Here is a 23,182-nt window from a genome sequence, read left to right as displayed (position 1 = left end):
GCGCGGGCTGCGAATTGCGGGCCGGGGGTGCGGGGTTGCCGGGCTGCCGGGCTGCCGGGCTGCCGGACTGCCGGGTCAGGTGCGGGGCAGTGGCCTGGCCCGGTTGAGGTTGATCAGCGGGCCCAGCAGATCGCCGTACCGCTGGAGCCGGGGGCCGATGTCGTCGATCCTGAAGACCAGGTCGGCGGGGGCCGCGCACCCCGCAATCTCCTCCCAGGTCACCGGCGTGGAGACGGTCGGTTCGGTCCGTGCGCGCACGGTGTAGGGCGCCGCCGTGGTCTTCGCCGCCGCGTTCTGGCTGTGGTCCACGAAGACCTTGCCCGGCCGCAGCGCCCGCTTCATCCGGTGCAGGGCCAGATCGGGCAGGGCGGCCTCGGCCTCGACCGCGAGCGTCCTGGCGTACGCCGACACGTCGTCCGAAGGCGTCGGCTCCAGCGGTGTCAGCAGATGGAGCCCCTTGGAGCCCGAGGTCTTCGCGTACGCGGTCAGCCCGTCCGCCGACAGCCGCTCACGCAGCCACAGCGCCACCGTGCAGCACTCGACGGCGGTGGCCGGGGCCCCGGGGTCCAGATCGAGGACAAGCCGGTCGGCGAGGGCCGGTGCGTCGGCCTGCCACTGCGGTGTGTGGAACTCGACCACCAGATTGGCCGCCCACATCAGGCTCGACAGGTCCTGCACCAGCACCTGGCGCGCGTCCCTGCTCCTGGAGCGCGGCACCTCCGCCGTATGGACCCAGGAAGGGGTGCCCGGCGGCACGTTCTTGGTGAAGAACAGCTGGCCGCCGGGGCCGTCCGGGTACCGCAGGAAGGAGACCGGGCGGCCGTGCAGATGGGCGAGGAGCGCCCCCGCCGTGCTGGCGCAGTAGTGCAGGACCTCGCCCTTCGTGGTGCCCGTGGCCGGATAGAGGACCTTGTCGAGGTGGGTGAGTGCCAGGCGCCGCCCCTCCACCTCGGTAATCGGGGACATATGTCGAGAATCCCACGAAATGCGGAGAGTGAGTATCGGCGACCGGTCATCGGCCCAGTGCCGCGTCCAGGGTCTGCGGGGCGGGGCGCGTACCCGCCCAGGCGATGTATCCGTCGGGACGGACAAGCAGGGTGGTGGCGCGGTCGTCCGTCCAGTGCGCGTGGACGAGCGGGGCCGGCCCGGTGTGTTCGGGGGTGTCCGGGGGTGTGATCAGGACGAAGGCCCCGTCCCGTAACAACTCCAGCAGGTGCCCCTCGGCGAGGCGCAGGGCCGGTGCCCGGGTGCCCGTCAGAGGGTGGCTGCCCTTGGGGGCGGGGTACGAGATGCCGATGCCGGAGATCCTTCCGATGACCTTGTCCGAGGCCGGCCGTACGGCGGAGAGCAGGTGGGCGACGGCGGCGCGCACCGTCCGCTGCCACGGCGTCCCGGCCATGGCGAGACGGATGATCGCTCCGCTGGCGCGCAGCACCTGCGACCCGACCGGGTGCCTCTCCGCGTGGTAGCTGTCGAGGAGCTTCTCAGGGTCGGCGGACTGCCCGCGCAGGACGGCCGCGAGCTTCCAGGAGAGGTTCGCCGCGTCCTGGAGGCCGGTGTTCATGCCCTGGCCGCCCGCCGGGGAGTGGACATGGGCGGCGTCGCCCGCGAGGAAGACCCGGCCGGTGCGGTAGGCCGGCACCTGGCGCTCGTCGCTGTGGAAGCGTGAAAGCCAGCGGGCGTCGTGCATCCCGTAGTCGGTGCCGAGCGCGAGGCGGGCGATCTCGCGCAACTCGTCGAGCTCCACGGGATCGTTGTCGTCGGCCTGCCGGGTGCGGTGCCAGCCCATGACGCGGTACCAGCCGTCGCCGAACGGGGCGATGAAGGCGAAGGCGTCGCCCACACCGTTCACCGTGAGCAGTTCGGGGGGTGTCCCGGTGAGCCGGACATCGGCCAGGATCATGGACCTGATCACCGACTCGCCGGGGAACGGCAGCCCGAGGGACCGGCGGACCGCGCTGTGCGCCCCGTCCGTTCCGGTGAGATACCGGGCCTCGACGGTGGAGCGGGTCCCGTCGGCGCCGCGCAGGTCGGCGGTGACGGTGTCAGCGGTGGGGGACTGGCTGAGGCCGATCAGCTCCGTTCCGTAGCGGAAGTCCACGCCGGCTTTGAGCGCGCGGGCCTTCAGCAGGTGTTCGACCTCGTACTGCGGGGTGATCAGGAGGAAGGGGAATCGGGTCCGCAGCCGGGTGAGGTCGAGCGAGGCGCGGCCGAAGAGGAGCATCCGTTCCATGCGGGTGCCGGTCCTGATCAGGTCGTCGGCGAGACCGCGTGCGTCGAGCAGCTCAAGGGTGCGGGCGTGGACGGCGAAGGCGCGGGTCGGATTGCCCGTCCCGGGCAGGCGCCGCTCGATGACGGTGACCGACAGCTGCTGGGCTGCGAGGTCGCCCGCCAGAAGCAGTCCGGTGGGGCCGGCGCCCACGATCAGTACGTCGGTGGTGTCCGTGCAGTTCGCTCCGGTGCTGTGCGTGTCCGTCATGGCGGCCTCCGAATGGCACATGCCGACCTTTGCTGGCCAACACCTGTGGGCCAACGCTTGTTGGCAAGGCTAGAGCGGGCCGAGATGGCATGTCAACGCCTGTTGGCCTACGCTCGTTGGCATGTCTGACTCCTCCGTCCCGCGCCGATCTGCCGCCACCACCAAGGCGGCGATCCTCGAAGCCGCCCGGGAGCGGTTCGCCGCCGACGGATACGAACGCGCCACGATCAGGGCCATCGCCCGTGACGCGGGCATCGACCCCTCGATGGTGATGCGCTACTACGGCTCCAAGGAGGGGCTGTTCGCCGCGGCGTGCACGATCGATCTGCGGCTGCCCGCCCTGGCCGCACTGCCGGACGGGCACATCGGCGCGGTCCTCGTCCGGCATTTCCTGGACCGCTGGGACCAGGACGAGGTGCTGACGGGCTTGCTCAGGGTCGGCGTCACCAATGAGGCGGGGGCCGAGCGGATGCGGGCCATCTTCGCCGGGCAGGTCGGACCGGTGGCTGCCGCTGTCTGCCCCGACCCCGCCGACGCCCCTCGCCGTGCCGCGCTCGTCACCTCGCAGATCCTTGGCATGGCACTCGCCCGGTATGTCCTGCGCATCGAGCCCGCGGTGGCGATGTCCCGTGACGAGATCGTCGACTGGCTCGCCCCGACGGTCCACCGCTACCTGACGTCCGAGCACCCGTAGGGTCTGCGTTTTGGATCAGGGGGTCTGACGTCCGGATCAGGCCGGATCCGGACGGAAGACCCAAGGCCGGTCAGGCCCGGCGCGCGCCCCCATGGAGTAGCCCCGCAGTGAGCCGGTGGCAGAGAAGCCGCACTGTCGGGAGACTGGTCAGGGCAGGACAGTGCCGTACTGACGGACAGGAGCCATCGTGCGATCCATCTGGAACGGGGCCATCTCCTTCGGCCTCGTCAGCATCCCGATCAAACTGGTGAACGCCACCGAGAACCACTCGGTCTCCTTCCGGCAGATCCACACCGCCGACGGCGGCCGCATCCGCTACCGGAAGGTCTGCGAGCTGGACGGCGAGGAGCTGACCGCCGACGAGATCGGCAAGGCGTACGAGGCGGACGACGGCTCCATGATCCCGATCACCGATGAGGACCTGGCCGCGCTGCCGCTGCCGACCGCGAAGACGATCGACATCGTGGCGTTCGTGCCGCTGGACTCGATCGACCCGTTGCAGATGGGCGCGGCCTACTACCTGGTCGCCGGCGGGCCCACGGCCGCGAAGCCGTACACCCTGCTGCGCGAGGCGCTCAAGCGCAGCCGCCGGGTCGCCATCGCCAAGTTCGCACTGCGCGGGCGGGAGCGGCTGGGGATGCTGCGGGTCGTCGGCGACGCCATCGCGATGCACGGCCTGCTCTGGCCGGACGAGATCAGGTCGTACGAAGGGGCAGCCCCGGAAACCTCCGTCACGGTGCGCGACGCGGAACTCGACCTGGCCGACACCCTGATGGACACCCTGGGCGAGGTCGAGATGGACTCGCTGCACGACGACTACCGGGAGGCGGTGGAGGAACTGATCGCCGCGAAGACGTCCGGCGAGGAGGCCCCCGCCCAGCCGGCGGCGGACGCCGGTGCGGGCAAGGTCATCGACCTGATGTCGGCGCTGGAGAAGAGCGTGCGGGCAGCCAAGTCCACGCGCGGCGAAGAGGGCGAAGAAGGGGAAGGGGCAGCAGGAACCGGGGACGGGGAGGACGCCGAGGTCCGGGAGCTGCGGCCGGGCGGCAGGCGGAAGGCGGACGCGAAGGGCGGGGGCGGGGGAGCGCACACCAAGGCCGAGACCGAAAAGCCCAAGTCCGCCCAGAAGAAGGCTACTTCGGGACGGGCGGCCCCGAAGAAGGCCGCGGCGAAGAGAACCACCGCGAAGAAGACCGCTGCGAAGAAGACGACAGCCAAGAAGAGTTCAGCCGGCGGGACGTCGGCCAGGAGCAGCAGCTCCAAGAAGACGGCGGCGGGCAGCGGGGCTTCAGGGACGCGCGGGAAGAAGCGCGCATCGGCGTGACACGCGGCGTCACCCGGCCCTGCGCCAGGGCTGGTTGCCCGTCCCGGGTCATGCTCCGGCACTGACGAAGTACTGACGAAGTACTGACGAATCGCTGACGAATCACGGACGCGGCACTGACAAATGTCCTGCCGGGTTGAGGACAGCTGCATCTGCCGGGGACCCCCCTCCGCTCGCGAAGCTGTACGCATGGAAAACGCGACGGAGAACCCGAAGAAGAGCATGAGTCCGCTGGTCGTGGACATCGTCATCCCGATGGGTGCCTACTACCTCCTCAAGCACGAGGGCATGGGCACGGTCGCCGCCCTCGCCTGGAGCAGCGCCCTGCCCGCCGTGCGTACGGTGTGGGGCATCGTCAAGGAGCGCCGGGTCAACGGTCTCGCCGCCCTGATCCTCTTCGTCAACGTCGTCGGCCTGTCGCTCACCATGCTCACCGGTGACCCGCGGCTGATGCTCGTCAAGGACAGCGCGGGCAGCAGCGCGGTCGGCATCGGTGTGCTGATCTCCGTCCTGATCGGAAGGCCGCTGATGTCCGCCGGCCTGAAGCCCTGGCTCGTCAAGAGCAGCCAGGACAAGGCCGCGTCGTGGGAACGGCTTTCGGTGGAATCCCGGCCCTTCCGCCGCCTGGAGTCGCTGTTCTCGCTGGTCTGGGGGGTCGCCCTGCTCGCCGAGTGCGTGGTCCGGGTGATCGCCGTGTACTCCCTGCCGGTCGACACGATGGTCTGGCTCGGCAACGTGATCATGGGCTGCTTCGTGGTCCTGGCCATGCTGGTGGGCGGCGGACTCGCGGCGGGTCCGATGGAGAAGCTGGTGGCGGCGGACGTGGCCGCCCGTACAGCGGACACCGCGCAGGCCCGCCCCGCTTCCACCGGCGCTGCCGCCCAGGCGCGCCCCACTTCCACCGGCGCCACGGGCATCAACACGGCCACCGGCACCGGGCAGGCGGCCTGACGCCGGGACGGCGAGACGGCAAGGCAGCGAGACGCGGTGCCACCCACCACCCCACGGCCGGAATACCGGACCCCGAGACGGAGAGAGCAGCCCCATGCGACGCCACGGCATCAACTACGACACCGGATTCACCCCGATCGGCGAGGAGATCTCACGTCAGGACTTCGACCCCGGCGTCGTCCGCCGCGAGATGCGGATCATCGCCGACGAGCTGCACTGTGACGCGGTCCGGGTCTCGGGCGGCGACCCGGACCGGCTGTCGACCGCCGCGGAGGCCGCGGCCGCCGCCGGTCTGGAGGTCTGGTTCGCGCCCTTCCCCTGCGGTCTGCGGCCCGACGCCCTGCGCGACGTCCTGCTCGACTGCGCGGACCGGGCGGAAGCGGTACGGCGTACCGGTGCCGAAACCGTCTATGTCACCGGCTGCGAGATCACCCTCTTCAACCACGGATTCTTCGCGGGGGCGACCCTGTTCGAGCGGATGGCGGTGCTGAAGGGAGCCGCCGGAGGGGACCGGCGCGCGCTGTACACGGAGGCGATGGAGAAGCTCGGAGGGTTCCTCCGGGAGACGGCCGAAGCCGTACGGCCGCGTTTCGGCGGCCGGCTGAGTTATGCGTCGGGCCCCTGGGAGCGGATCGACTGGACGCCCTTCGACATCGTGGGTGTGGACGCCTACCGCGCCGCGCACAACGAGCAGCACTTCCGGGAAGAGGTCCGCGGGCACTTGGCACACGGAAAGCCCGTGGTGGCAACGGAGTTCGGCTGCTGCACCTACCGGGGCGCGGGCCTGCGGGGCGGCACCGGCTGGACGATCGTCGACGAGCAGGCGCAACCCCCTGCGCTCGACGGCGAGTACACCCGGGACGAGGGGGAACAGGTCCGCTACTTCGACGAGTTGCTCACGGTGTTCGAAGAGGAGGGCTTCGACGCGGCGTTCTGGTTCAGCTTCGCCGGTTACGGAGCACCGCACCGCCCCGACGACCCCCGCCATGACCTGGACATGGCCGCGTACGGCGTGGTGAAGATGCTGGATGCACCGGTGCTCGGCGGTTCAGCTGCCAGGGGTACCGCTCCGGGGGGTTCGGCTGCGGGGGCTCCGGACTCGCCGTACGCCGGACTCGGCTGGGAGCCCAAGGAGGTCTTCCATGCGATGGCCGCCCGCTATGGCAGATCTGTGACCTGAGTCATAAATCAAATATGTGTACGACCCATGACAGGGTCGTGCGCCCCGCGCCCGCGCCCCCGCCGAATCCATGGAGCGCCGGGTCGTGTGCCGCCTGACGTGCATCTTTGCTGGAGGTTCCGGACCTCGCGCCCGCGCATCGCCGCTCGTGGCCTCTGGGGCGCGAGGGGTAAAGGGGGCGCACCGCCCCGGCCTGCGAGCGGATCTTCCCGCCGCCACGAAATGTGGATGCCACCTACAAGAGTTAGATTGCTTGCGTCAACTAACGACCCGTGTCCACCGGTGTCGGCGGGCAGGGGCGCGCGCAGAGGGGAACGTGCATCGTGGGCATGACCGGTCGAATACCCGCAGAGTCGTCGCCCCCGGCCGGACCGGGGGAGCACTACAAGTGGATCGCGCTGTCGAACACCACGCTCGGCGTGCTGATGGTGATGATCAATCAGTCGATCGTGCTGATCGCGCTTCCGGACATCTTCCGCGGCATTCATCTTGACCCGCTGGACTCCGCGAACACCAGCTATCTGCTCTGGATGCTGATGGGCTTCATGGTGGTCACCGCGGTGCTGGTGGTCACCTTCGGCAGGCTCGGCGACATGTTCGGCCGGGTCCGTATGTACAACCTCGGCTTCGCCGCCTTCACGCTCTGCTCGGTCATGCTCTCGGTCACCTGGATGGACGGCAGCGCGGGCGCGCTCTGGCTCATCGGCTGGCGCATCGCGCAGGGGGTCGGCGGTGCGCTGCTCTTCGCCAACTCCACGGCGATCCTCACCGACGCGTTCCCGGCGAACCAGCGCGGTACGGCGCTGGGCATCAACTCCATCGCCGCCATCGCCGGTTCGTTCCTCGGGCTGATCCTGGGCGGTGTGCTGGCCCCGGTGAACTGGAAGATGATCTTCCTTGTGTCGGTGCCGTTCGGCGTCTTCGGCACCATCTGGGCGTATCTGAAGCTCCACGACACCGGGGTGCGGGCCAAGGCGCGGATGGACTGGTGGGGCAATGTCACGTTCGCCGTCGGGCTGATCTCGGTACTGGTCGGCATCACGTACGGCATCCAGCCCTACGGCGGCAGCACCATGGGCTGGCTCAACCCGTGGGTGCTGGCCGCGCTGATCGGCGGGGTGGTCGTGCTGGGGGCGTTCGTCTGGATCGAGACACAGGTGGCCGAGCCGCTCTTCCGGCTCTCGCTCTTCCGGCTGCGGGCCTTCACCGCGGGCAACATCGCCAGCCTGCTGACCGCGCTGGGGCGCGGCGGCCTCCAGTTCATGCTGATCATCTGGCTCCAGGGGATCTGGCTGCCCCTGCACGGCTACAGCTTCGAGAAGACCCCGCTCTGGGCGGGTATCTACATGATCCCGCTGACCGTCGGCTTCCTGCTCTCGGCCCCGCTCTCGGGCTGGCTCTCGGACCGGCTCGGGGCGCGGCCCTTCACGGTCGGCGGCGCGCTGCTCACCGCGGTGAGCTTCCTGGCGCTGATGACGCTGCCCACCGACTTCCACTACTGGATCTTCGCGCTGCTGCTGGTGGTCAACGGCGTGGGCTCCGGCCTCTTCGCCTCACCGAACCGGGCCGAGATCATGAACGCCGTCCCCGCCGAGTCGCGCGGCGCCGGATCCGGGATGACCGCGACCTTCCAGAACTCCGCGATGGTCCTGTCGATCGGCATCTTCTTCAGCCTGATGATCGCGGGCCTCTCGCACAGCCTGCCGAGCGCGATGCACGACGGTCTGGTGTCGCAGGGCGTGCCCGGCGCCGAGGCCACGCAGGTGTCCCAACTCCCGCCGATCGCCGTGCTCTTCGCGGCCTTCCTCGGCTACAACCCCCTTCAGCAGCTCCTCGGGGACCATCTGACCAAGCTGCCGGACGGCGGCAAGCACCTCACCAGTAAGGAGTTCTTCCCGCATCTGATCTCCGGCCCCTTCCACCAGGGGCTGGTCATCGCCTTCTGGTTCGCGGTGGCGGCCTGCCTGGTGGCCGCGCTCTCCTCGCTGCTGACGGGCAGGGTGGGCCGCAAGCACCGGGTGCTGTCGCCGGAGTCGCTGGGCTCCGAGATGGCCGGTGTCTCCGGAGGCGCAGGCCTGGGCCTGAGCGAGCCGGTCGTGCCGGACGGTGAGGGCACCCGGTCGGCAGATCCCGGGCGCGGGGCGACCTCGGCGGGACGCGGCGGCCCACCGCGCGGCTAGGCGTATTGCCCTGTGAGGTCGGGGACCCGGCTTGCCGGCCGGGTCCCCGGCGAAACATGGGGCGGCGGCCACGGAACGATCTCTACGATGTCAGTCACCGGCCGGAAAGGGGGGCCGGGAACGGGAGATCGGGGGAAACCATGGGATCCAAGTGGCGCGGGGAAGGCCCGGACATCACGGAGCAGCACGGCTGGAACGTGCTGGACGACCACCTGCTGTACACCTGCGGCCTGGTGCACGACCTCGGAGCGGGCCGTATCGGCGGGCGGGCGCCGATTCCCACGAGGGCGCGGCTCCACCAGGGCGAACTGTCCCTGGCGGTCGGCCCGGCCGCCCGCTCGACCTGGCGGGCCCTGGGCAACGGTTCGTACGTGAACAGCAGCACGGTCGCGTTCGGCTCCGCCTCCTTCGTGATCGGCAGCATGGTCGGTTCGGCGGTGGGCAACGCGGCCCGCAGGAACAGGGCGATCGCCGACGCGCAACCCCGCTGGATACCGGACGGCCCCGGCGAACTCACGGTCACCGACCGCCGCGCGGTCTTCGGCCAGCAGCAGAACCCGCTGGACCTGGGCTGGACGGGCCTGGACTCGGTGGAGCTGATCGCGCCCGAGATCGTCCAGTGCAGCTTCCAGGACACGTACGGCAACGGCTACATGACCGTACAACTGCACACGCTCTGGGCCTCGTTGGTCTTCGTCCTGGCCGCACGCGCCGCCTTTCCCGCGCACCCCCGTCTGCTTCAGGGCGACTGGCTGCCCCCGGGCTTCGAAGCACGTTGCGCGGCCATGGGACGGCAGTGCCCGCCGGTGCGGTGAGCGCCTGTTGCACAGAAGCCGGGGCGCGGGCGGTGCCCGGCTCCGCGCCCGCCGGACACATCTGGGCAACGGTGCCACCGCACAACGCCCTGGCTGCCCGGGTCGAATGGAGCAGAGGACAGGGGGTGGTTCCGGTGGGGCGCCGCCACATACGCCACAGGCCCCCTGGTCAGGCATATTGCCTGATCAGAGGGCCTATTTGGCACCTGAAACACGGTGCCCCCGGCAGGATTCGAACCTGCGCACCCGGCTCCGGAGGCCGATGCTCTATCCCCTGAGCTACGGGGGCGTTGTCGCTGCGTTGAGCGGCGACGGGTAGAACCCTACCAGCTCAGCGGGGGTGACCAGGAACAGGTTTGGGCGGTGACCGGCGTTCGGTGCCCGCACGGGGTGGAAGTGGGCAAAACCCGGACGCGGTGGTGGCCGCGGTTCTACGCTCGTGGGTGTGTCAGGCACGTACGGCAGGGTGCTCGTTGTCGACGACAACAAGGTCATCCGGCAGCTGATCAGGGTCAATCTCGAACTGGAGGGCTTCGAGGTCGTGACCGCGGCCGACGGTGCCGAATGTCTGGAAGTCGTCCACCGGGTCTCCCCTGATGTGATCACCCTCGACGTCGTCATGCCCCGTCTCGACGGTCTGCGCACCGCCGCCCGGCTCCGTGCCGACCCGCGGACCAGCCGGCTCCCGCTCGCGATCATCAGCGCCTGTTCGCACCAGGAGGTGGAGAGCGGGCTCGCCTCCGGCGTCGACGCCTTTCTGGCCAAACCCTTCGAGCCGGCCGACCTGGTCCGGCTCGTGGGCGGGCTGATGCGCCGGCAGTCACCCGCCGGCGGGCCGGACCGGAGCAATCCCGGCGGCAGCAGGCCCGCCGGGTGGGCCGGGAGCACCCTCGGCTGACCGGATGGCGAAACCGGTTCGCGGAGTGGCCCCCCTTCTCCCATACGCTGGACCTGTGACTCCCGCAGAGCTCTCCTGTACCGTCGCGTGCGCCGTGCGCCGCGCGGTCGACGAGGGTGCCCTGTCCGTGCCCGTTCCCGAGCGGGTCAGGGTCGAGCGGCCCAGGCCCGGCGGGCGCGGCGACTACGCGACCAGCGCGGCGCTCCAGCTCGCCGGCCCCGCCGGGATGGCCCCCCGCGCGGTGGCCGAGGCCCTGCGGCAGCGGATCGCCGGTACGCGGGGGATCGAACGGGTCGAGATCACCGGCCCGGGCTTTCTGAACTTCACGCTGGTGCCCGACGGCTCCGGCACGGTCGTACGCACGGTGCTCGCGGAGGGCGCCAGGTACGGGACGGGCAGCAGCGGGACGGAGCCGCACCCTGCGACGGCCCCGGCCGGCACCGGCGGCCCGGCCCGCGGGACGTCCGCCACCGCCACCGACCACCCGCGCCTCGACGCCGCCCGCTGGGGCGCCCTCTTCGGCGGCGCCGGCGCCGGGCTGCTGGTGCGGCGCGAGAGCAATCCGCTGTTCCGGGTGCAGTACGCCCACGCCCGCAGCCGCGCCCTGCTGCGCAACGCCCGTGATCTCGGCTTCCGTGCCGCGTACGGAACCGAGTACGACGCGGCCTGCGAGCGGGACCGCGAGGCAGCCGCGCTGGTCGCCGCCCTCGCCGACTACCCGGCGGCCGTCGAGTCCGCGACCGGCCCCGGCCCCCGCGAGACCCCCCGTACCGCCCCCGCGTCCTTCGGCGCGGGGCACCGGATCGCCCGGCAGCTCGTCGTGGTCGCCGATGCCTTCCTGGCGTTCCACATCGGGGTGCTCCCCGTCGGGGACGAGAAACCCTCGGCCGCCCACCGCTCCCGGCTCGCCCTCACCGAGGCCGCCGGGACGGTGCTGGCAGGCGGCCTGTCCCTGCTCGGTATCAGCGCACCCGAACACATCTGAAAGAGCGAAGAGATGAGCCGTTCCGCACACCCCGCCGGACCCCGGCACGCCGATGTCTACACCGAGGGCCACTACTCCGCCCCCGCCGATGACCTCAACTCCCTGGACGAGAAGGTCTGGTCGCGTACGGTCGGCCGTAACGCGGACGGGGTCGTCACCGTCGGCGGCATCGAAGTGACCCGGCTGGCCGAGGAGTTCGGCACCCCCGCCTACTTCCTCGACGAGGCCGACTTCCGGGCCAGGTGCCGGGCCTGGGCCGACGCCTTCGGGCGGGACGCGGACGTGTTCTACGCGGGCAAGGCCTTCCTCTCGCGCGCCGTCGTGAAGTGGCTCCAGGAGGAGGGGCTCAACCTCGACGTCTGCTCCGGCGGCGAGCTGGCCACCGCGCTCGCCGCGGGGATGCCCGCCGCACGCATCGCCTTCCACGGCAACAACAAGACCGCCGATGAGATCGAGCGGGCCGTCGAGGCCGGAGTCGGCCGTATCGTGCTCGACTCGTTCCAGGAGATCGTCCGGGTCGCCCACATCGCGCAGAGCCGCGGAGTGCGCCAGCGGGTCCAGATCCGGGTGACGGTCGGCGTCGAGGCACACACCCACGAGTTCATCGCCACCGCGCACGAGGACCAGAAGTTCGGGATCGCGCTCGCCGACGGCCAGGCCGCCGAAGCCGTGCGCAGGGCGCTCAAGCTCGACGGGCTCGAACTCATCGGCATCCACTCGCACATCGGCTCGCAGATCTTCGACATGGCGGGCTTCGAGGTGTCCGCGCGCCGGGTCGTGCAGCTCCTCGCCGAAGTGCGCGACGAACACGGCGTGGAGCTCCCCGAGATCGACCTCGGCGGCGGCCTCGGCATCGCGTACACCTCGGAGGACGACCCCCGCGAGCCGCAGGAGATCGCCAAGGCACTCGGCGAGATCGTCAGCCGCGAGTGCGAGGCGGCCGGTCTCGCCACCCCGCGTATCTCTGTCGAGCCGGGGCGCGCCATCGTCGGGCCCACCGCCTTCACGCTGTACGAGGTCGGGACCATCAAGCCGCTCGAAGGGCTGCGCACCTACGTCAGCGTCGACGGCGGGATGTCCGACAACATCCGTACCGCCCTCTACGACGCCGAGTACAGCGTGGCCCTGGTCTCCCGCACCTCCACCGCAGAGCCGATGCTCGCCCGGGTGGTCGGCAAGCACTGTGAGAGTGGCGACATCGTGGTCAAGGACGCGTTCCTGCCCGCGGACCTCGCGCCGGGCGACCTGCTCGCCGTCCCGGCCACCGGCGCCTACTGCCGTGCCATGGCGAGCAACTACAACCACGCGCTGCGCCCGCCCGTCGTCGCCGTCAGGGACGGTGCGGCCCGGGTGATCGTCCGGCGTGAGACGGAGGAAGATCTCCTGCGCCTCGATGTCGGCTAGTGAAATAGTCATCTCAGAATCCGGACGGGGGACAGAAACCCCCGTCCGGTGAGTGAGACTGGTCCAAACGTAGAAGTATGAGAAGTGAGGTCGGATGATGCGTACGCGTCCGCTGAAGGTGGCGCTGCTGGGCTGTGGAGTCGTCGGCTCAGAGGTGGCGCGCATCATGACGACGCACGCCGACGACCTCGCGGCGCGCATCGGCGCCCCCGTCGAGCTCGCCGGTGTGGCCGTCCGCCGCCCTTCCAAGGTCCGTGAGGGCATCGACCCCTCGCTCATCACCACGGATGCGATGGCCCTGGTCAAACGCGGGGACATCGACGTCGTGATCGAGGTCATCGGGGGCATCGAGCCCGCCCGTACGCTGATCGCCGCCGCCTTCGAGCACGGCGCGAGCGTCGTCTCCGCCAACAAGGCGCTGCTCGCCAAGGACGGCACCGCGCTGCACGCGCTCGCCCAGGGACACGGCAGGGACCTCTACTACGAGGCCGCCGTGGCCGGTGCGATCCCGCTCGTCCGCCCGCTGCGCGAATCGCTCGCGGGCGACAAGGTGAACCGCGTCCTGGGCATCGTCAACGGCACCACCAACTTCATCCTCGACAAGATGGACAGCACCGGCGCCGGGTACTCGGAGGCGCTGGACGAGGCCACCGCGCTCGGCTACGCCGAGGCCGACCCGACGGCGGACGTCGAGGGGTTCGACGCGGCGGCCAAAGCCGCGATCCTCGCCGGAATCGCCTTCCACACGCGGGTACGGCTCGACGACGTCCACCGCGAGGGCCTCACCGAGGTCACCGCGGCCGACATCGCGTCCGCCAAGCGCATGGGCTGCACCGTCAAGCTGCTCGCCATCTGTGAGCGCGCCGCCGACGGCAAGTCCGTCACCGCCCGTGTCCACCCCGCGATGATCCCGCTCAGCCACCCGCTGGCCTCGGTGCGCGAGGCGTACAACGCGGTGTTCATCGAGGCCGAGGCCGCCGGGCAGCTGATGTTCTACGGCCCCGGCGCCGGCGGCTCACCCACCGCGTCCGCGGTCCTCGGCGACCTGGTCGCGGTCTGCCGGAACAGGCTCAACGAGGCCACCGGGCCCGGCGAGTCGGCGTACACGATGCTGCCCGTGAGTCCCATGGGCGATGTCGTCACGCGCTACCACATCAGCCTCGACGTGGCCGACAAACCGGGTGTTCTCGCCCAGGTGGCCACGGTCTTCGCCGAGCAGGGCGTATCGATCGACACGGTACGCCAGCAGGGCCGGCAGGACGGAGGCGGCGAGGCATCCCTCGTCGTCGTCACCCACCGCGCGCCCGACGCCGCCCTTTCAGGGACCGTCGAGGCGCTGCGCAAGCTCGACACCGTGCTCGGTGTCGCCAGCATCATGCGTGTTGAAGGGGAGTAAGGACCCATGACCACCAAGGGCACCCACCAGTGGCGCGGCATCATCGAGGAGTACCGGGACCGTCTCCCGGTCACGAGCACGACACCGGTCGTGACACTCCGTGAGGGCGGTACGCCGCTCGTCCCCGCGCAGGTCCTTTCCGAGCGCACCGGCTGCGAGGTACACCTCAAGGTCGAGGGCGCCAACCCCACGGGGTCCTTCAAGGACCGGGGCATGACCATGGCGATCACCCACGCCAAGGAGCAGGGCGCGCAGGCCGTCATCTGCGCCTCCACCGGCAATACATCGGCCTCGGCGGCCGCCTATGCCGTACGGGCCGGAATGGTCTGCGCGGTCCTGGTGCCGCAGGGCAAGATCGCCCTCGGCAAGATGGGTCAGGCGCTGGTGCACGGCGCGAAGATCCTCCAGGTGGACGGCAACTTCGACGACTGCTTGACGCTGGCCCGCTCGCTCTCGGACAACTACCCGGTGGCGCTGGTCAATTCGGTCAATCCGTCCCGTATCGAGGGTCAGAAGACCGGAGCCTTCGAGATCGTCGACGCGCTCGGTGACGCCCCCGACATCCATGTGCTGCCCGTCGGCAACGCCGGTAACATCACGGCGTACTGGAAGGGATACAAGGAGTACGCGGCGGACAGGATGGCCACCCGGACCCCCCGGATGTGGGGCTTCCAGGCCTCCGGCTCCGCCCCCATCGTCCGCGGCGAGATCGTCAAGGACCCCTCCACCATCGCGACGGCGATCCGGATCGGGAACCCGGCCTCCTGGCAGTTCGCGCTCGACGCGCGCGAGGAGTCCGGCGGCTTCATCGACGAGGTCACCGACCGTCAGATCCTCTCCGCGTACCGGCTGTTGGCCTCGCAGGAGGGTGTCTTCGTGGAGCCCGCTTCGGCCGCTTCGGTCGCCGGTCTGCTGAAGGCCGCTGAAGAGGGCAAGGTCGACCCCGGCCAGCGGATCGTCTGCACGGTCACCGGCAACGGCCTCAAGGACCCGGACTGGGCCGTCGCGGGAGCGCCGCAGCCGGTCACCGTCCCGGTCGACGCCGTGGTGGCCGCCGAGCGGCTGGGCCTGGTCCCGTAGCTCCCGGCCCGCCCGCCGGGGCCCGTCCGTCCGGACCGGGCCCCGGGCTGTGCGGTTGTGCTTCAGGTGTGCCCCGGCTGTGCCCCTGAGCTGCCGCATCACCCGCCGGACGGGCCGTCCGGCGGCCCGGTCCGGCCCGGAGCGCATGGGTAGCGTGCGACACGCATCGTGCGCCTCCTGTGCGCCCTATGTCGCGACAGAACCTTCCTTCGATAAGCTGTAGGCAACCCACCCCGCCGCATGTGCCGCGGTGTTGCTGCTGTGATGGCCCGCAGGTGCCCGTTCGGCCTGTCGGGGTTGTCCGGTCCAGGGGTCCCGGGGGAGTGTTCTCCCGGAAAGCACAGCGGAATTCCCCGTAACAATCCCGCGGTCGAAACCAGACTCGCAGTCTCACAAGGAGAGTCGTCAGAGCGATGGCCGGTCCCGCGTTCCGTGCCGCCGCCGTCCGGGTGCGCACCCCTGCCACCAGCGCCAACCTCGGACCGGGCTTCGACGCCTTCGGTCTGTCGCTGGGGCTGTACGACGACGTGGTCGTCCGGGTCGCCGACACCGGGCTGCACGTCGACATCGCCGGTGAGGGCGCCGAGACGCTCCCGCGCGACGAGAGCCATCTGCTCGTACGGTCGCTGCGCACCGCCTTCGATCTGCTCGGCGGGCAGCCGCGCGGCCTCGAAGTCGTCTGCGCCAACCGCATCCCGCACGGCCGCGGCCTCGGCTCCTCCTCCGCCGCCATCTGCGCCGGTATCGTCGCCGCCCGGGCCGTGACCATAGGCGGCGCCGAGAAACTCGACGACGAGGCCCTGCTCGAACTCGCCACCGAGATCGAGGGCCACCCCGACAACGTCGCCGCCTGCCTCCTCGGCGGCTTCACACTGGCCTGGACCGACGGCGGAACCGCCCGCGCCATCAGGATGGATCCGGCGGACTCCATCGTTCCGGTGGTTTTCGTCCCCGGCAGGCCGGTGCTCACCGAGACGGCCCGTGGCCTCCTCCCGCGGTCCGTCCCCCATGTGGACGCGGCCGCCAACGCGGGCCGCGCAGCCCTGCTCGTGGAGGCGCTGACCAGGCGCCCCGAGCTGCTGCTGGCCGCCACCGAAGACCGGCTGCACCAGGAGTACCGTTCCCCGGCGATGCCCGAGAGCGTGGCCCTGGTCAACCGACTGCGGGCGGACGGCGTCCCCGCGGTGATCTCCGGCGCGGGCCCCACAGTGCTCGCGCTGGTCGAGAACAGTGCGGCCGACAAGGTCGCACGCCTGGCCGGCGAAGGGTGGGCGGCCAACCGGCTGCCCCTCGACGCCACCGGTACGAGCGTCCTGCCACTGGGTACCTGAGCGGCCCGCCACTGGGTGCCTGGACGCACGTCCGGTTGCCGGTGAACGAGAGGGGGAATATTTGTTGGATCCGGTAGTGTTAACCTCAAGTCAGTACTCGACGCCTTTGTGGCGCGGTGCTCAGTGTCCCCATCAGGGACCGCCTTTTCTTCCGGGAGCCTCCCAAACTGCCTGACAGCCTGCCTGAGCAGTTTCGAGCACGCTCCGGAACCGGCCTCTGCCGGACCCCATGCACGTCTTGCCCTCCGCCGTACCCCGGCGGACCACCGCCCCGGCGTCGGTTCGCGATCAGTCAAGATCAGAACCGCAGTCGGACAGCACAACCGGTCGCCGAGCCAGACAGGCCGACGCCCGCTCCAGGGAAGGACCCTTCGTGAGCGACACCACCGATCTGATGGGCGTGACTGCCGACAACTCTGTCGAGGCCGCGTCCGCCGCCGGTGCTGCCACCGGCAGCACCGCACGGCGCCGCCGCTCCGGCACCGGCCTCGACGGCATGGTCCTGGCCGAGCTGCAGCAGGTCGCGTCCGGCCTCGGCATCAAGGGCACTGCGCGGATGCGTAAGAGCCAGTTGATCGAGGTCATCAAGGAGGCGCAGGCCGGTTCGTCCGCGCCGAAGAGCGCCAAGGCCGATGCCGGCGGCACCGACACGGCCGAGACCAAGCCGAAGCGCCGCGCCACTTCCAAGTCCCGTACGGGTGACGAGCCCGCGGCGGCCGAGAAGTCCGGGGGCCAGCAGCAGATCGACATTCCCGGCCAGCCCGCCAACGACGACCAGCCCACCGGTGAGCGGCGCCGTCGCCGCGCCACCGCACAGGCCGGCAGCCCCGAGCCCGCGGCTGCCACGTCGTCCGCCGCCGAGACCAAGGCCGTCGGAACCAAGGCCGTCAAGACCGAGGCCGAGCAGTCCGTGGCCACCGGCGTGAAGACCGATGCGCCGGCCGACGCCAAGGACTCCAAGGAGGCCAGGGCGGAGGCGGCCACCGACACCGCTGAGGGGCGTCGTGGCGACCGCCAGGACCGCGGCCAGCGCGGTGACCGGCGTGAGCGCGGCGACCGTGGCGACCGCCAGGAGCGCGGCGACCGCCAGGACCGTGGCGAGCGCGGTGGCCGTGACCGCCGTGACCGCGGCGGCAAGGGCGACGACCAGCAGGGCGGCGGCCAGCGCGGCCAGCGCCAGGGCAACCAGGGCGGCAACGGCCCCCGCGCCGACGAGAACGAGGACGACTTCGACGGAGGCCGCCGCGGCCGCCGTGGCCGCTACCGCGACCGCCGTGGCCGCCGCGGTGAGCGCCAGGAGTTCGGTGACGCTCCGCAGGTCGCCGACGACGACGTCCTGATCCCCGTCGCGGGCATCCTGGACATCCTCGACAACTACGCGTTCATCCGGACCTCCGGCTACCTGCCGGGCCCCAACGACGTGTACGTCTCGCTCGCCCAGGTCCGCAAGAACGGCCTGCGCAAGGGCGACCACGTCACCGGAGCCGTCCGCCAGCCCAAGGACGGCGAGCGCCGCGAGAAGTTCAACGCGCTCGTCCGCCTGGACTCGGCGAACGGCATGGCGGCCGAATCCGGCCGCGGGCGCCCGGAGTTCCAGAAGCTGACCCCGCTGTACCCGCAGGACCGGCTCCGTCTGGAGACCGACCCGGGTGTGCTGACGACCCGGATCATCGACCTGGTCGCGCCGATCGGCAAGGGCCAGCGTGGTCTGATCGTGGCCCCGCCGAAGACCGGTAAGACCATGATCATGCAGGCCATCGCCAACGCGATCACGGTCAACAACCCCGAGTGCCACCTCATGGTCGTCCTCGTCGACGAGCGTCCCGAAGAGGTCACCGACATGCAGCGGTCGGTGAAGGGCGAGGTCATCTCCTCGACCTTCGACCGGCCCGCCGAGGACCACACCACCGTCGCCGAGCTGGCCATCGAGCGCGCCAAGCGTCTCGTGGAGCTGGGTCACGACGTGGTCGTGCTGCTCGACTCGATCACCCGCCTCGGCCGTGCGTACAACCTGGCGGCCCCGGCCTCCGGGCGCATCCTCTCCGGTGGTGTCGACTCGACCGCCCTCTACCCGCCGAAGCGCTTCTTCGGTGCCGCGCGGAACATCGAGGACGGCGGCTCGCTGACCATCCTCGCCACCGCGCTGGTGGAGACCGGCTCGCGCATGGACGAGGTGATCTTCGAGGAGTTCAAGGGCACCGGCAACATGGAGCTCAAGCTCGACCGGAAGCTCGCCGACAAGCGCATCTTCCCGGCTGTGGACGTCGACCCGTCCGGTACGCGTAAGGAAGAGATCCTCCTCAACGCGGAGGAGCTCGCCATCGTCTGGAAGCTGCGCCGGGTGCTCCACGCGCTCGACTCGCAGCAGGCGATCGAGCTGCTGCTGGACAAGATGAAGAAGACCAAGTCGAACGCCGAGTTCCTGATGCAGATCGCCAAGACGACACCTGCGTCCGGCAACGGCAACGACTGACCTTCCGTCACGGAACGTCAACTGGCCCGCCCCGTCACGGAAGTGACGCGGCGGGCCAGTCCCGTACGGCGGCCGGACCGCCCGCACGCCAGGTCTCCACGCACAGCCTCCACACACCGCTCACGTGCCGCTCACCCGTCCGTCGTGCCGCTGCCGGGCCCGCAGAGATCTTCGCCACAGCGCACGCCCCCGCACCGGCTCACGACAGCCTGCGGCCCCGGAGAGAAAACCCCAGGTGAGGGCCGCTTTTACGGAGAAATCCCGGCTACCGTCCGTGACGTCGGGGCCGCTCCGGAGTCACAGCGCGTTGTGCAACTCTTTCGCGAGAAACGTCGTCTCACTAGTGACGACAGACCGCGCCTGAACTTCGGGACAGGGGGTAGCGGGACCACCGAGAAAGCTGGAGGGGACATGGGCGAGCCGCAGAAGGGCAGCCGAATACGTGGCAGCGGCGCACGCCGCAAGAAGGCCACCTCGCGCCGGAAGGCGCTGATCATCACGGCATGGGTGGCAGCCGGAGTGGTCGTGCTCGGTGGCGGTGGCCTCGGCTTCATCTACTTCAAGCTCGACGGCAATCTCAAGAGTGTCGACATCAACGCCCAGCTCGGCGCCGACCGCCCGCACAACGTCGACAACGGTTCGATGGACATCCTGGTGCTGGGCTCCGACTCACGGGCCGGCGCCAACTCCAAGTACGGCAAGGACGAGGGCGGCGCCCGCTCGGACACCGCGATGGTCGTCCACGTGTACAAGGGTCACAAGAAGGCCAGCGTGGTCTCGATACCGCGCGACACCCTGGTCGACCGCCCCGACTGCACCACCTCCAAGGGCGCGAACGCCCCGGGAGCCCAGCAGGCCATGTTCAACACGGCGTACGAGACCGGTGGCCCGGCCTGCGCGGTGAAGACCGTGGAGCAGATGTCCGGGATCCGCATGGACCACTATCTGGAGGTCGACTTCGCCGGCTTCCAGAAGCTGATCGACGACCTGGGCGGCGTACCGGTCACCACCAGCAAGGCCATCAACGACGACAAGAGCCATCTGCATCTGGCCGCGGGCTCCCACACCCTCAACGGGCAGGACGCGCTCGGTCTCGTACGGACCAGGCACGGCGTCGGCGACGGCAGCGACCTCGGGCGAATACAGCTCCAGCAGGCCTTCATCAAGGCGCTCATCACCCAGGTCAAGCACGTGGGGATCTTCAGCAGCCCCGACAAGCTCTACAGCCTCGCGGACACCGCGACCAAGGCCGTCACCACCGACTCGGACATCAGCTCCGTGAAGAGCCTGGCGTCCTTCGCCGACAGCCTCAAGGGCATCGGCGCGGGCTCCACGAAGATGGTGACGATGCCGGTCGAGTACGACCCGGCGGACCCCAACCGCGTCATCCCGCTGGAGGCCAAGTCCAAGCAGGTGTGGGCCGCGCTGAAGCAGGACAAGCCGATTCCGGCCTCCGCCACCAAGGGCTCCGCGGGCGACAAGGGCGACGCGGGCAAGGTCGTAACGGGGTCGTGAACAGCCGGGGGAGCCGGATCCCGCGGTGGCGGGCGGAATAGATCCGGTCCGCCCCCGGTTCACCGACTGTCCGAAATTTTGACGGGCGGGCCACTCCTGGCAGACTGGTCCGCTGGCCCCGGTTCACGTACGGACAATTCCGCCCGCACGACCCGGCGCCCTCCCGAAACTAGGAGTCACCTTGAAGCGCGACATCCACCCCGAGTACCACGAGACCCAGGTCAGCTGCACCTGCGGTGCCTCGTTCACCACTCACAGCACCCTCGCCGAAGGCAGCATCCGTGCCGAGGTCTGCTCCGAGTGCCACCCGTTCTACACGGGCAAGCAGAAGATCCTCGACACCGGTGGCCGTGTGGCCCGCTTCGAGGCCCGCTTCGGCAAGAAGGCCGCGGACTCCGCCGCCAAGTAGCGAGCTACTGCGCCGGTACCCGGACGCTCCTCACCGGAGCGCCCGGACCGGCGCTTTTGCCGTCCCGGAAGCGCCCTTCTTGACGTACGAAAGCAGGAAACCCCCGATGTTCGAGGCGGTCGAGGAACTGATCGGCGAGCACGCCACGCTTGAGGAACAGCTCGCGGACCCGTCGGTCCACGCCGACCAGGCCAACGCGCGCAGGCTCAACAAGCGCTACGCCGAGCTGACCCCGATCGTCTCCACGTACCGTTCCTGGAAGCAGACCGGGGAGGACATCGAGACGGCACGTGAACTCTCCTACGACGACCCGGAGTTCGCGGCCGAGGTCAAGGTGCTCGACAAGCAGCTCGAAGCGCTGACCGAGAAGCTCCGGCTGCTCCTGGTGCCGCGCGACCCCAGCGACGACAAGGACGTGCTCCTCGAAGTCAAGGCGGGCGCGGGCGGTGACGAGTCCGCGCTGTTCGCGGGCGACCTGCTGCGGATGTATCTGCGCTACGCCGAGCGCGTCGGCTGGAAGACCGAGATCATCGACGCCACCGAGTCCGAGCTGGGCGGCTACAAGGACGTCCAGGTCGCGGTGAAGACCAAGGGCGGCAACGGCGCGACCGAGCCCGGCCACGGCGTCTGGGCGCGGCTGAAGTACGAGGGCGGTGTGCACCGGGTGCAGCGCGTGCCCTCCACCGAGTCGCAGGGCCGCATCCACACCTCGGCCGCCGGTGTGCTCGTCACGCCCGAGGCCGAGGAGGTCGATGTCGAGATCCACTCCAACGACCTCCGGATCGACGTCTACCGCTCGTCGGGCCCCGGCGGGCAGTCGGTCAACACCACCGACTCCGCGGTCCGCATCACCCACCTGCCGACCGGTGTCGTCGCCTCCTGCCAGAACGAGAAGAGCCAGCTCCAGAACAAGGAGCAGGCCATGCGCATCCTGCGCTCCAGGCTGCTCGCCGCCGCCCAGGAGGCCGCCGAGCAGGAAGCGTCCGACGTGCGCCGCAGCCAGGTCCGCACCGTCGACAGGTCCGAGAAGATCCGGACATACAACTTCCCCGAAAACCGGATCTCCGACCACCGCGTCGGCTTCAAGGCGTACAACTTGGACCAGGTGCTCGACGGCGACCTGGACGCAGTGATCCAGGCGTGTGTGGACGCGGACTCCGCGGCCAAGCTCGCCGCCGCCCAGTAGTAGCCGGCCCGTACTGGAGAACCGCATGAACCTGCTGCTTGCCGAGGTGGCCCAGGCCACCCAGCGGCTGGCCGACGCCGGCGTGCCCTCCCCGCGCTTCGACGCGGAGGAGCTCGCCGCCTTTGTGCACGGCGTCAAGCGGGGCGAGCTCCACAACGTCAAGGACGCGGACTTCGACGCCCGCTACTGGGAGACCATCGCCCGTCGTGAGGCCCGCGAACCGCTCCAGCACATCACAGGCCGCGCCTTCTTCCGCTATCTGGAACTCCAGGTCGGCCCCGGGGTGTTCGTGCCCCGACCGGAGACCGAGTCGGTCGTCGGCTGGGCCATAGACGCCGTACGCGCGATGGACGTCGTCGAACCGCTCATCGTCGACCTCTGCACGGGCTCCGGCGCCATCGCGCTGGCCATGGCCCAGGAGGTGCCGCGCTCGCGCGTGCACGCCGTGGAGCTGTCCGACGACGCGCTGCGCTGGACCCGGAAGAACGCCGAGGGGTCCAGGGTCACCGTCCACCAGGGCGACGCCTTCAGCGCCCTGCCCGAACTCGACGGCCAGGTCGACCTGGTCATCTCCAACCCGCCGTACATCCCGCTCACCGAGTGGGAGTACGTCGCACCCGAGGCCCGTGACCACGACCCGGAGATGGCCCTCTTCTCCGGCGAGGACGGCCTCGACACGATCCGCGGTATCGAGCGCACCGCCCACCGTCTCCTCGTGCCCGGCGGCGTCGTCGTCATCGAGCACGCGGACACCCAGGGCGGCCAGGTCCCGTGGATCTTCACCGAGGAACGGGGCTGGGCCGACGCGGCCGACCACCCCGACCTGAACAACCGGCCCCGGTTCGCCACGGCCCGCAAGGCTCTGCCGTGACGATCGCAGGA

18 protein-coding genes, 1 tRNA gene and 1 pseudogene are annotated in these 23,182 nt (G+C 70.2%); 17 read left to right on the top strand and 3 right to left on the bottom strand.

Annotated features, from left to right (window positions below; genetic code table 11):
• Positions 1–75: 75 nt before the first annotated feature.
• Both ligD and OG385_RS07710 read right to left on the bottom strand, forming a co-directional pair.
• Positions 76–966 carry a non-homologous end-joining DNA ligase gene (gene ligD / locus OG385_RS07715; RefSeq protein ID WP_266853075.1) on the bottom strand — a complete coding sequence of 297 codons (891 nt, stop codon included), beginning with the start codon at positions 964–966 and terminating at the stop codon, positions 76–78.
• Between the two features lie 46 nt (positions 967–1,012).
• Positions 1,013–2,479, bottom strand: coding sequence for an FAD-dependent oxidoreductase (locus tag OG385_RS07710; protein WP_266853073.1), 1,467 nt, complete (start codon positions 2,477–2,479; stop codon positions 1,013–1,015).
• Between the two features lie 121 nt (positions 2,480–2,600).
• Between OG385_RS07710 and OG385_RS07705 the strand changes: the two genes are divergently transcribed.
• From OG385_RS07705 to OG385_RS07680, 6 genes are all read left to right on the top strand, one after another.
• Positions 2,601–3,173, top strand: a complete 573-nt coding sequence (locus tag OG385_RS07705) for a TetR/AcrR family transcriptional regulator (RefSeq protein ID WP_266853071.1) — start codon at positions 2,601–2,603, stop codon at positions 3,171–3,173.
• A 187-nt stretch (positions 3,174–3,360) separates the two neighbouring features.
• Positions 3,361–4,497 (top strand): Ku protein, encoded by a 1,137-nt coding sequence (locus OG385_RS07700; RefSeq protein WP_266853069.1) that lies wholly within the window; start codon positions 3,361–3,363, stop codon positions 4,495–4,497.
• A gap of 189 nt (positions 4,498–4,686) precedes the next feature.
• Positions 4,687–5,448: a VC0807 family protein gene (locus OG385_RS07695; protein WP_266853067.1), complete on the top strand. Its 762-nt coding sequence runs from the start codon at positions 4,687–4,689 to the stop codon at positions 5,446–5,448.
• A gap of 94 nt (positions 5,449–5,542) precedes the next feature.
• The gene (locus OG385_RS07690; RefSeq protein WP_266853065.1) at positions 5,543–6,628 is read left to right on the top strand and encodes a hypothetical protein; all 1,086 of its coding nucleotides are present in this window, start codon (positions 5,543–5,545) and stop codon (positions 6,626–6,628) included.
• 329 nt (positions 6,629–6,957) lie between these two features.
• Positions 6,958–8,808 (top strand): MFS transporter, encoded by a 1,851-nt coding sequence (locus OG385_RS07685; protein ID WP_266853064.1) that lies wholly within the window; start codon positions 6,958–6,960, stop codon positions 8,806–8,808.
• 140 nt (positions 8,809–8,948) lie between these two features.
• Positions 8,949–9,623 carry a hypothetical protein gene (locus tag OG385_RS07680; RefSeq protein ID WP_266853062.1) on the top strand — a complete coding sequence of 225 codons (675 nt, stop codon included), beginning with the start codon at positions 8,949–8,951 and terminating at the stop codon, positions 9,621–9,623.
• Positions 9,624–9,840: 217 nt separating this feature from the next.
• Here the strand turns inward: OG385_RS07680 and OG385_RS07675 are convergent.
• Positions 9,841–9,912: transfer RNA gene (locus OG385_RS07675), tRNA-Arg, on the bottom strand.
• Positions 9,913–10,019: 107 nt separating this feature from the next.
• Between OG385_RS07675 and OG385_RS07670 the strand changes: the two are divergent.
• From OG385_RS07670 to prmC, 11 genes and pseudogenes are all read left to right on the top strand, one after another.
• A pseudogene (locus OG385_RS07670) lies at positions 10,020–10,521 on the top strand (response regulator).
• A gap of 55 nt (positions 10,522–10,576) precedes the next feature.
• A complete protein-coding gene (locus OG385_RS07665; protein WP_266853060.1) occupies positions 10,577–11,506 on the top strand; it encodes a DALR anticodon-binding domain-containing protein in 930 nt (309 codons plus the stop codon).
• Positions 11,507–11,518: 12 nt separating this feature from the next.
• Positions 11,519–12,910 (top strand): diaminopimelate decarboxylase, encoded by a 1,392-nt coding sequence (gene lysA / locus OG385_RS07660; protein WP_266853058.1) that lies wholly within the window; start codon positions 11,519–11,521, stop codon positions 12,908–12,910.
• A gap of 94 nt (positions 12,911–13,004) precedes the next feature.
• Complete coding sequence (locus OG385_RS07655) at positions 13,005–14,306, top strand: homoserine dehydrogenase (protein WP_266853056.1); 1,302 nt, start codon at positions 13,005–13,007, stop codon at positions 14,304–14,306.
• A gap of 6 nt (positions 14,307–14,312) precedes the next feature.
• Positions 14,313–15,386, top strand: coding sequence for a threonine synthase (gene thrC, locus OG385_RS07650; protein ID WP_266853055.1), 1,074 nt, complete (start codon positions 14,313–14,315; stop codon positions 15,384–15,386).
• 413 nt (positions 15,387–15,799) lie between these two features.
• Positions 15,800–16,717 carry a homoserine kinase gene (thrB, locus tag OG385_RS07645; RefSeq protein ID WP_266853053.1) on the top strand — a complete coding sequence of 306 codons (918 nt, stop codon included), beginning with the start codon at positions 15,800–15,802 and terminating at the stop codon, positions 16,715–16,717.
• A 373-nt stretch (positions 16,718–17,090) separates the two neighbouring features.
• The gene (gene rho / locus OG385_RS07640; RefSeq protein WP_266853051.1) at positions 17,091–19,190 is read left to right on the top strand and encodes a transcription termination factor Rho; all 2,100 of its coding nucleotides are present in this window, start codon (positions 17,091–17,093) and stop codon (positions 19,188–19,190) included.
• A 411-nt stretch (positions 19,191–19,601) separates the two neighbouring features.
• Positions 19,602–20,705, top strand: a complete 1,104-nt coding sequence (locus tag OG385_RS07635) for an LCP family protein (protein WP_266853049.1) — start codon at positions 19,602–19,604, stop codon at positions 20,703–20,705.
• A gap of 181 nt (positions 20,706–20,886) precedes the next feature.
• Entirely contained in the window at positions 20,887–21,114 is a 228-nt protein-coding gene (rpmE, locus tag OG385_RS07630; protein ID WP_266853047.1) for a 50S ribosomal protein L31, read from the top strand.
• Positions 21,115–21,220: 106 nt separating this feature from the next.
• The gene (gene prfA / locus OG385_RS07625) at positions 21,221–22,300 is read left to right on the top strand and encodes a peptide chain release factor 1 (RefSeq protein WP_266853045.1); all 1,080 of its coding nucleotides are present in this window, start codon (positions 21,221–21,223) and stop codon (positions 22,298–22,300) included.
• Between the two features lie 25 nt (positions 22,301–22,325).
• Positions 22,326–23,171 (top strand): peptide chain release factor N(5)-glutamine methyltransferase, encoded by an 846-nt coding sequence (gene prmC, locus OG385_RS07620; RefSeq protein ID WP_266853044.1) that lies wholly within the window; start codon positions 22,326–22,328, stop codon positions 23,169–23,171.
• Positions 23,172–23,182: the final 11 nt, after the last annotated feature.

This window comes from Streptomyces sp. NBC_01306, assembly GCF_026340465.1.
GTDB lineage: Bacteria > Actinomycetota > Actinomycetes > Streptomycetales > Streptomycetaceae > Streptomyces.
The sequence above is the reverse complement of the archived record's forward strand: the minus strand, read 5'-3'. Positions and strand labels throughout refer to the sequence as shown.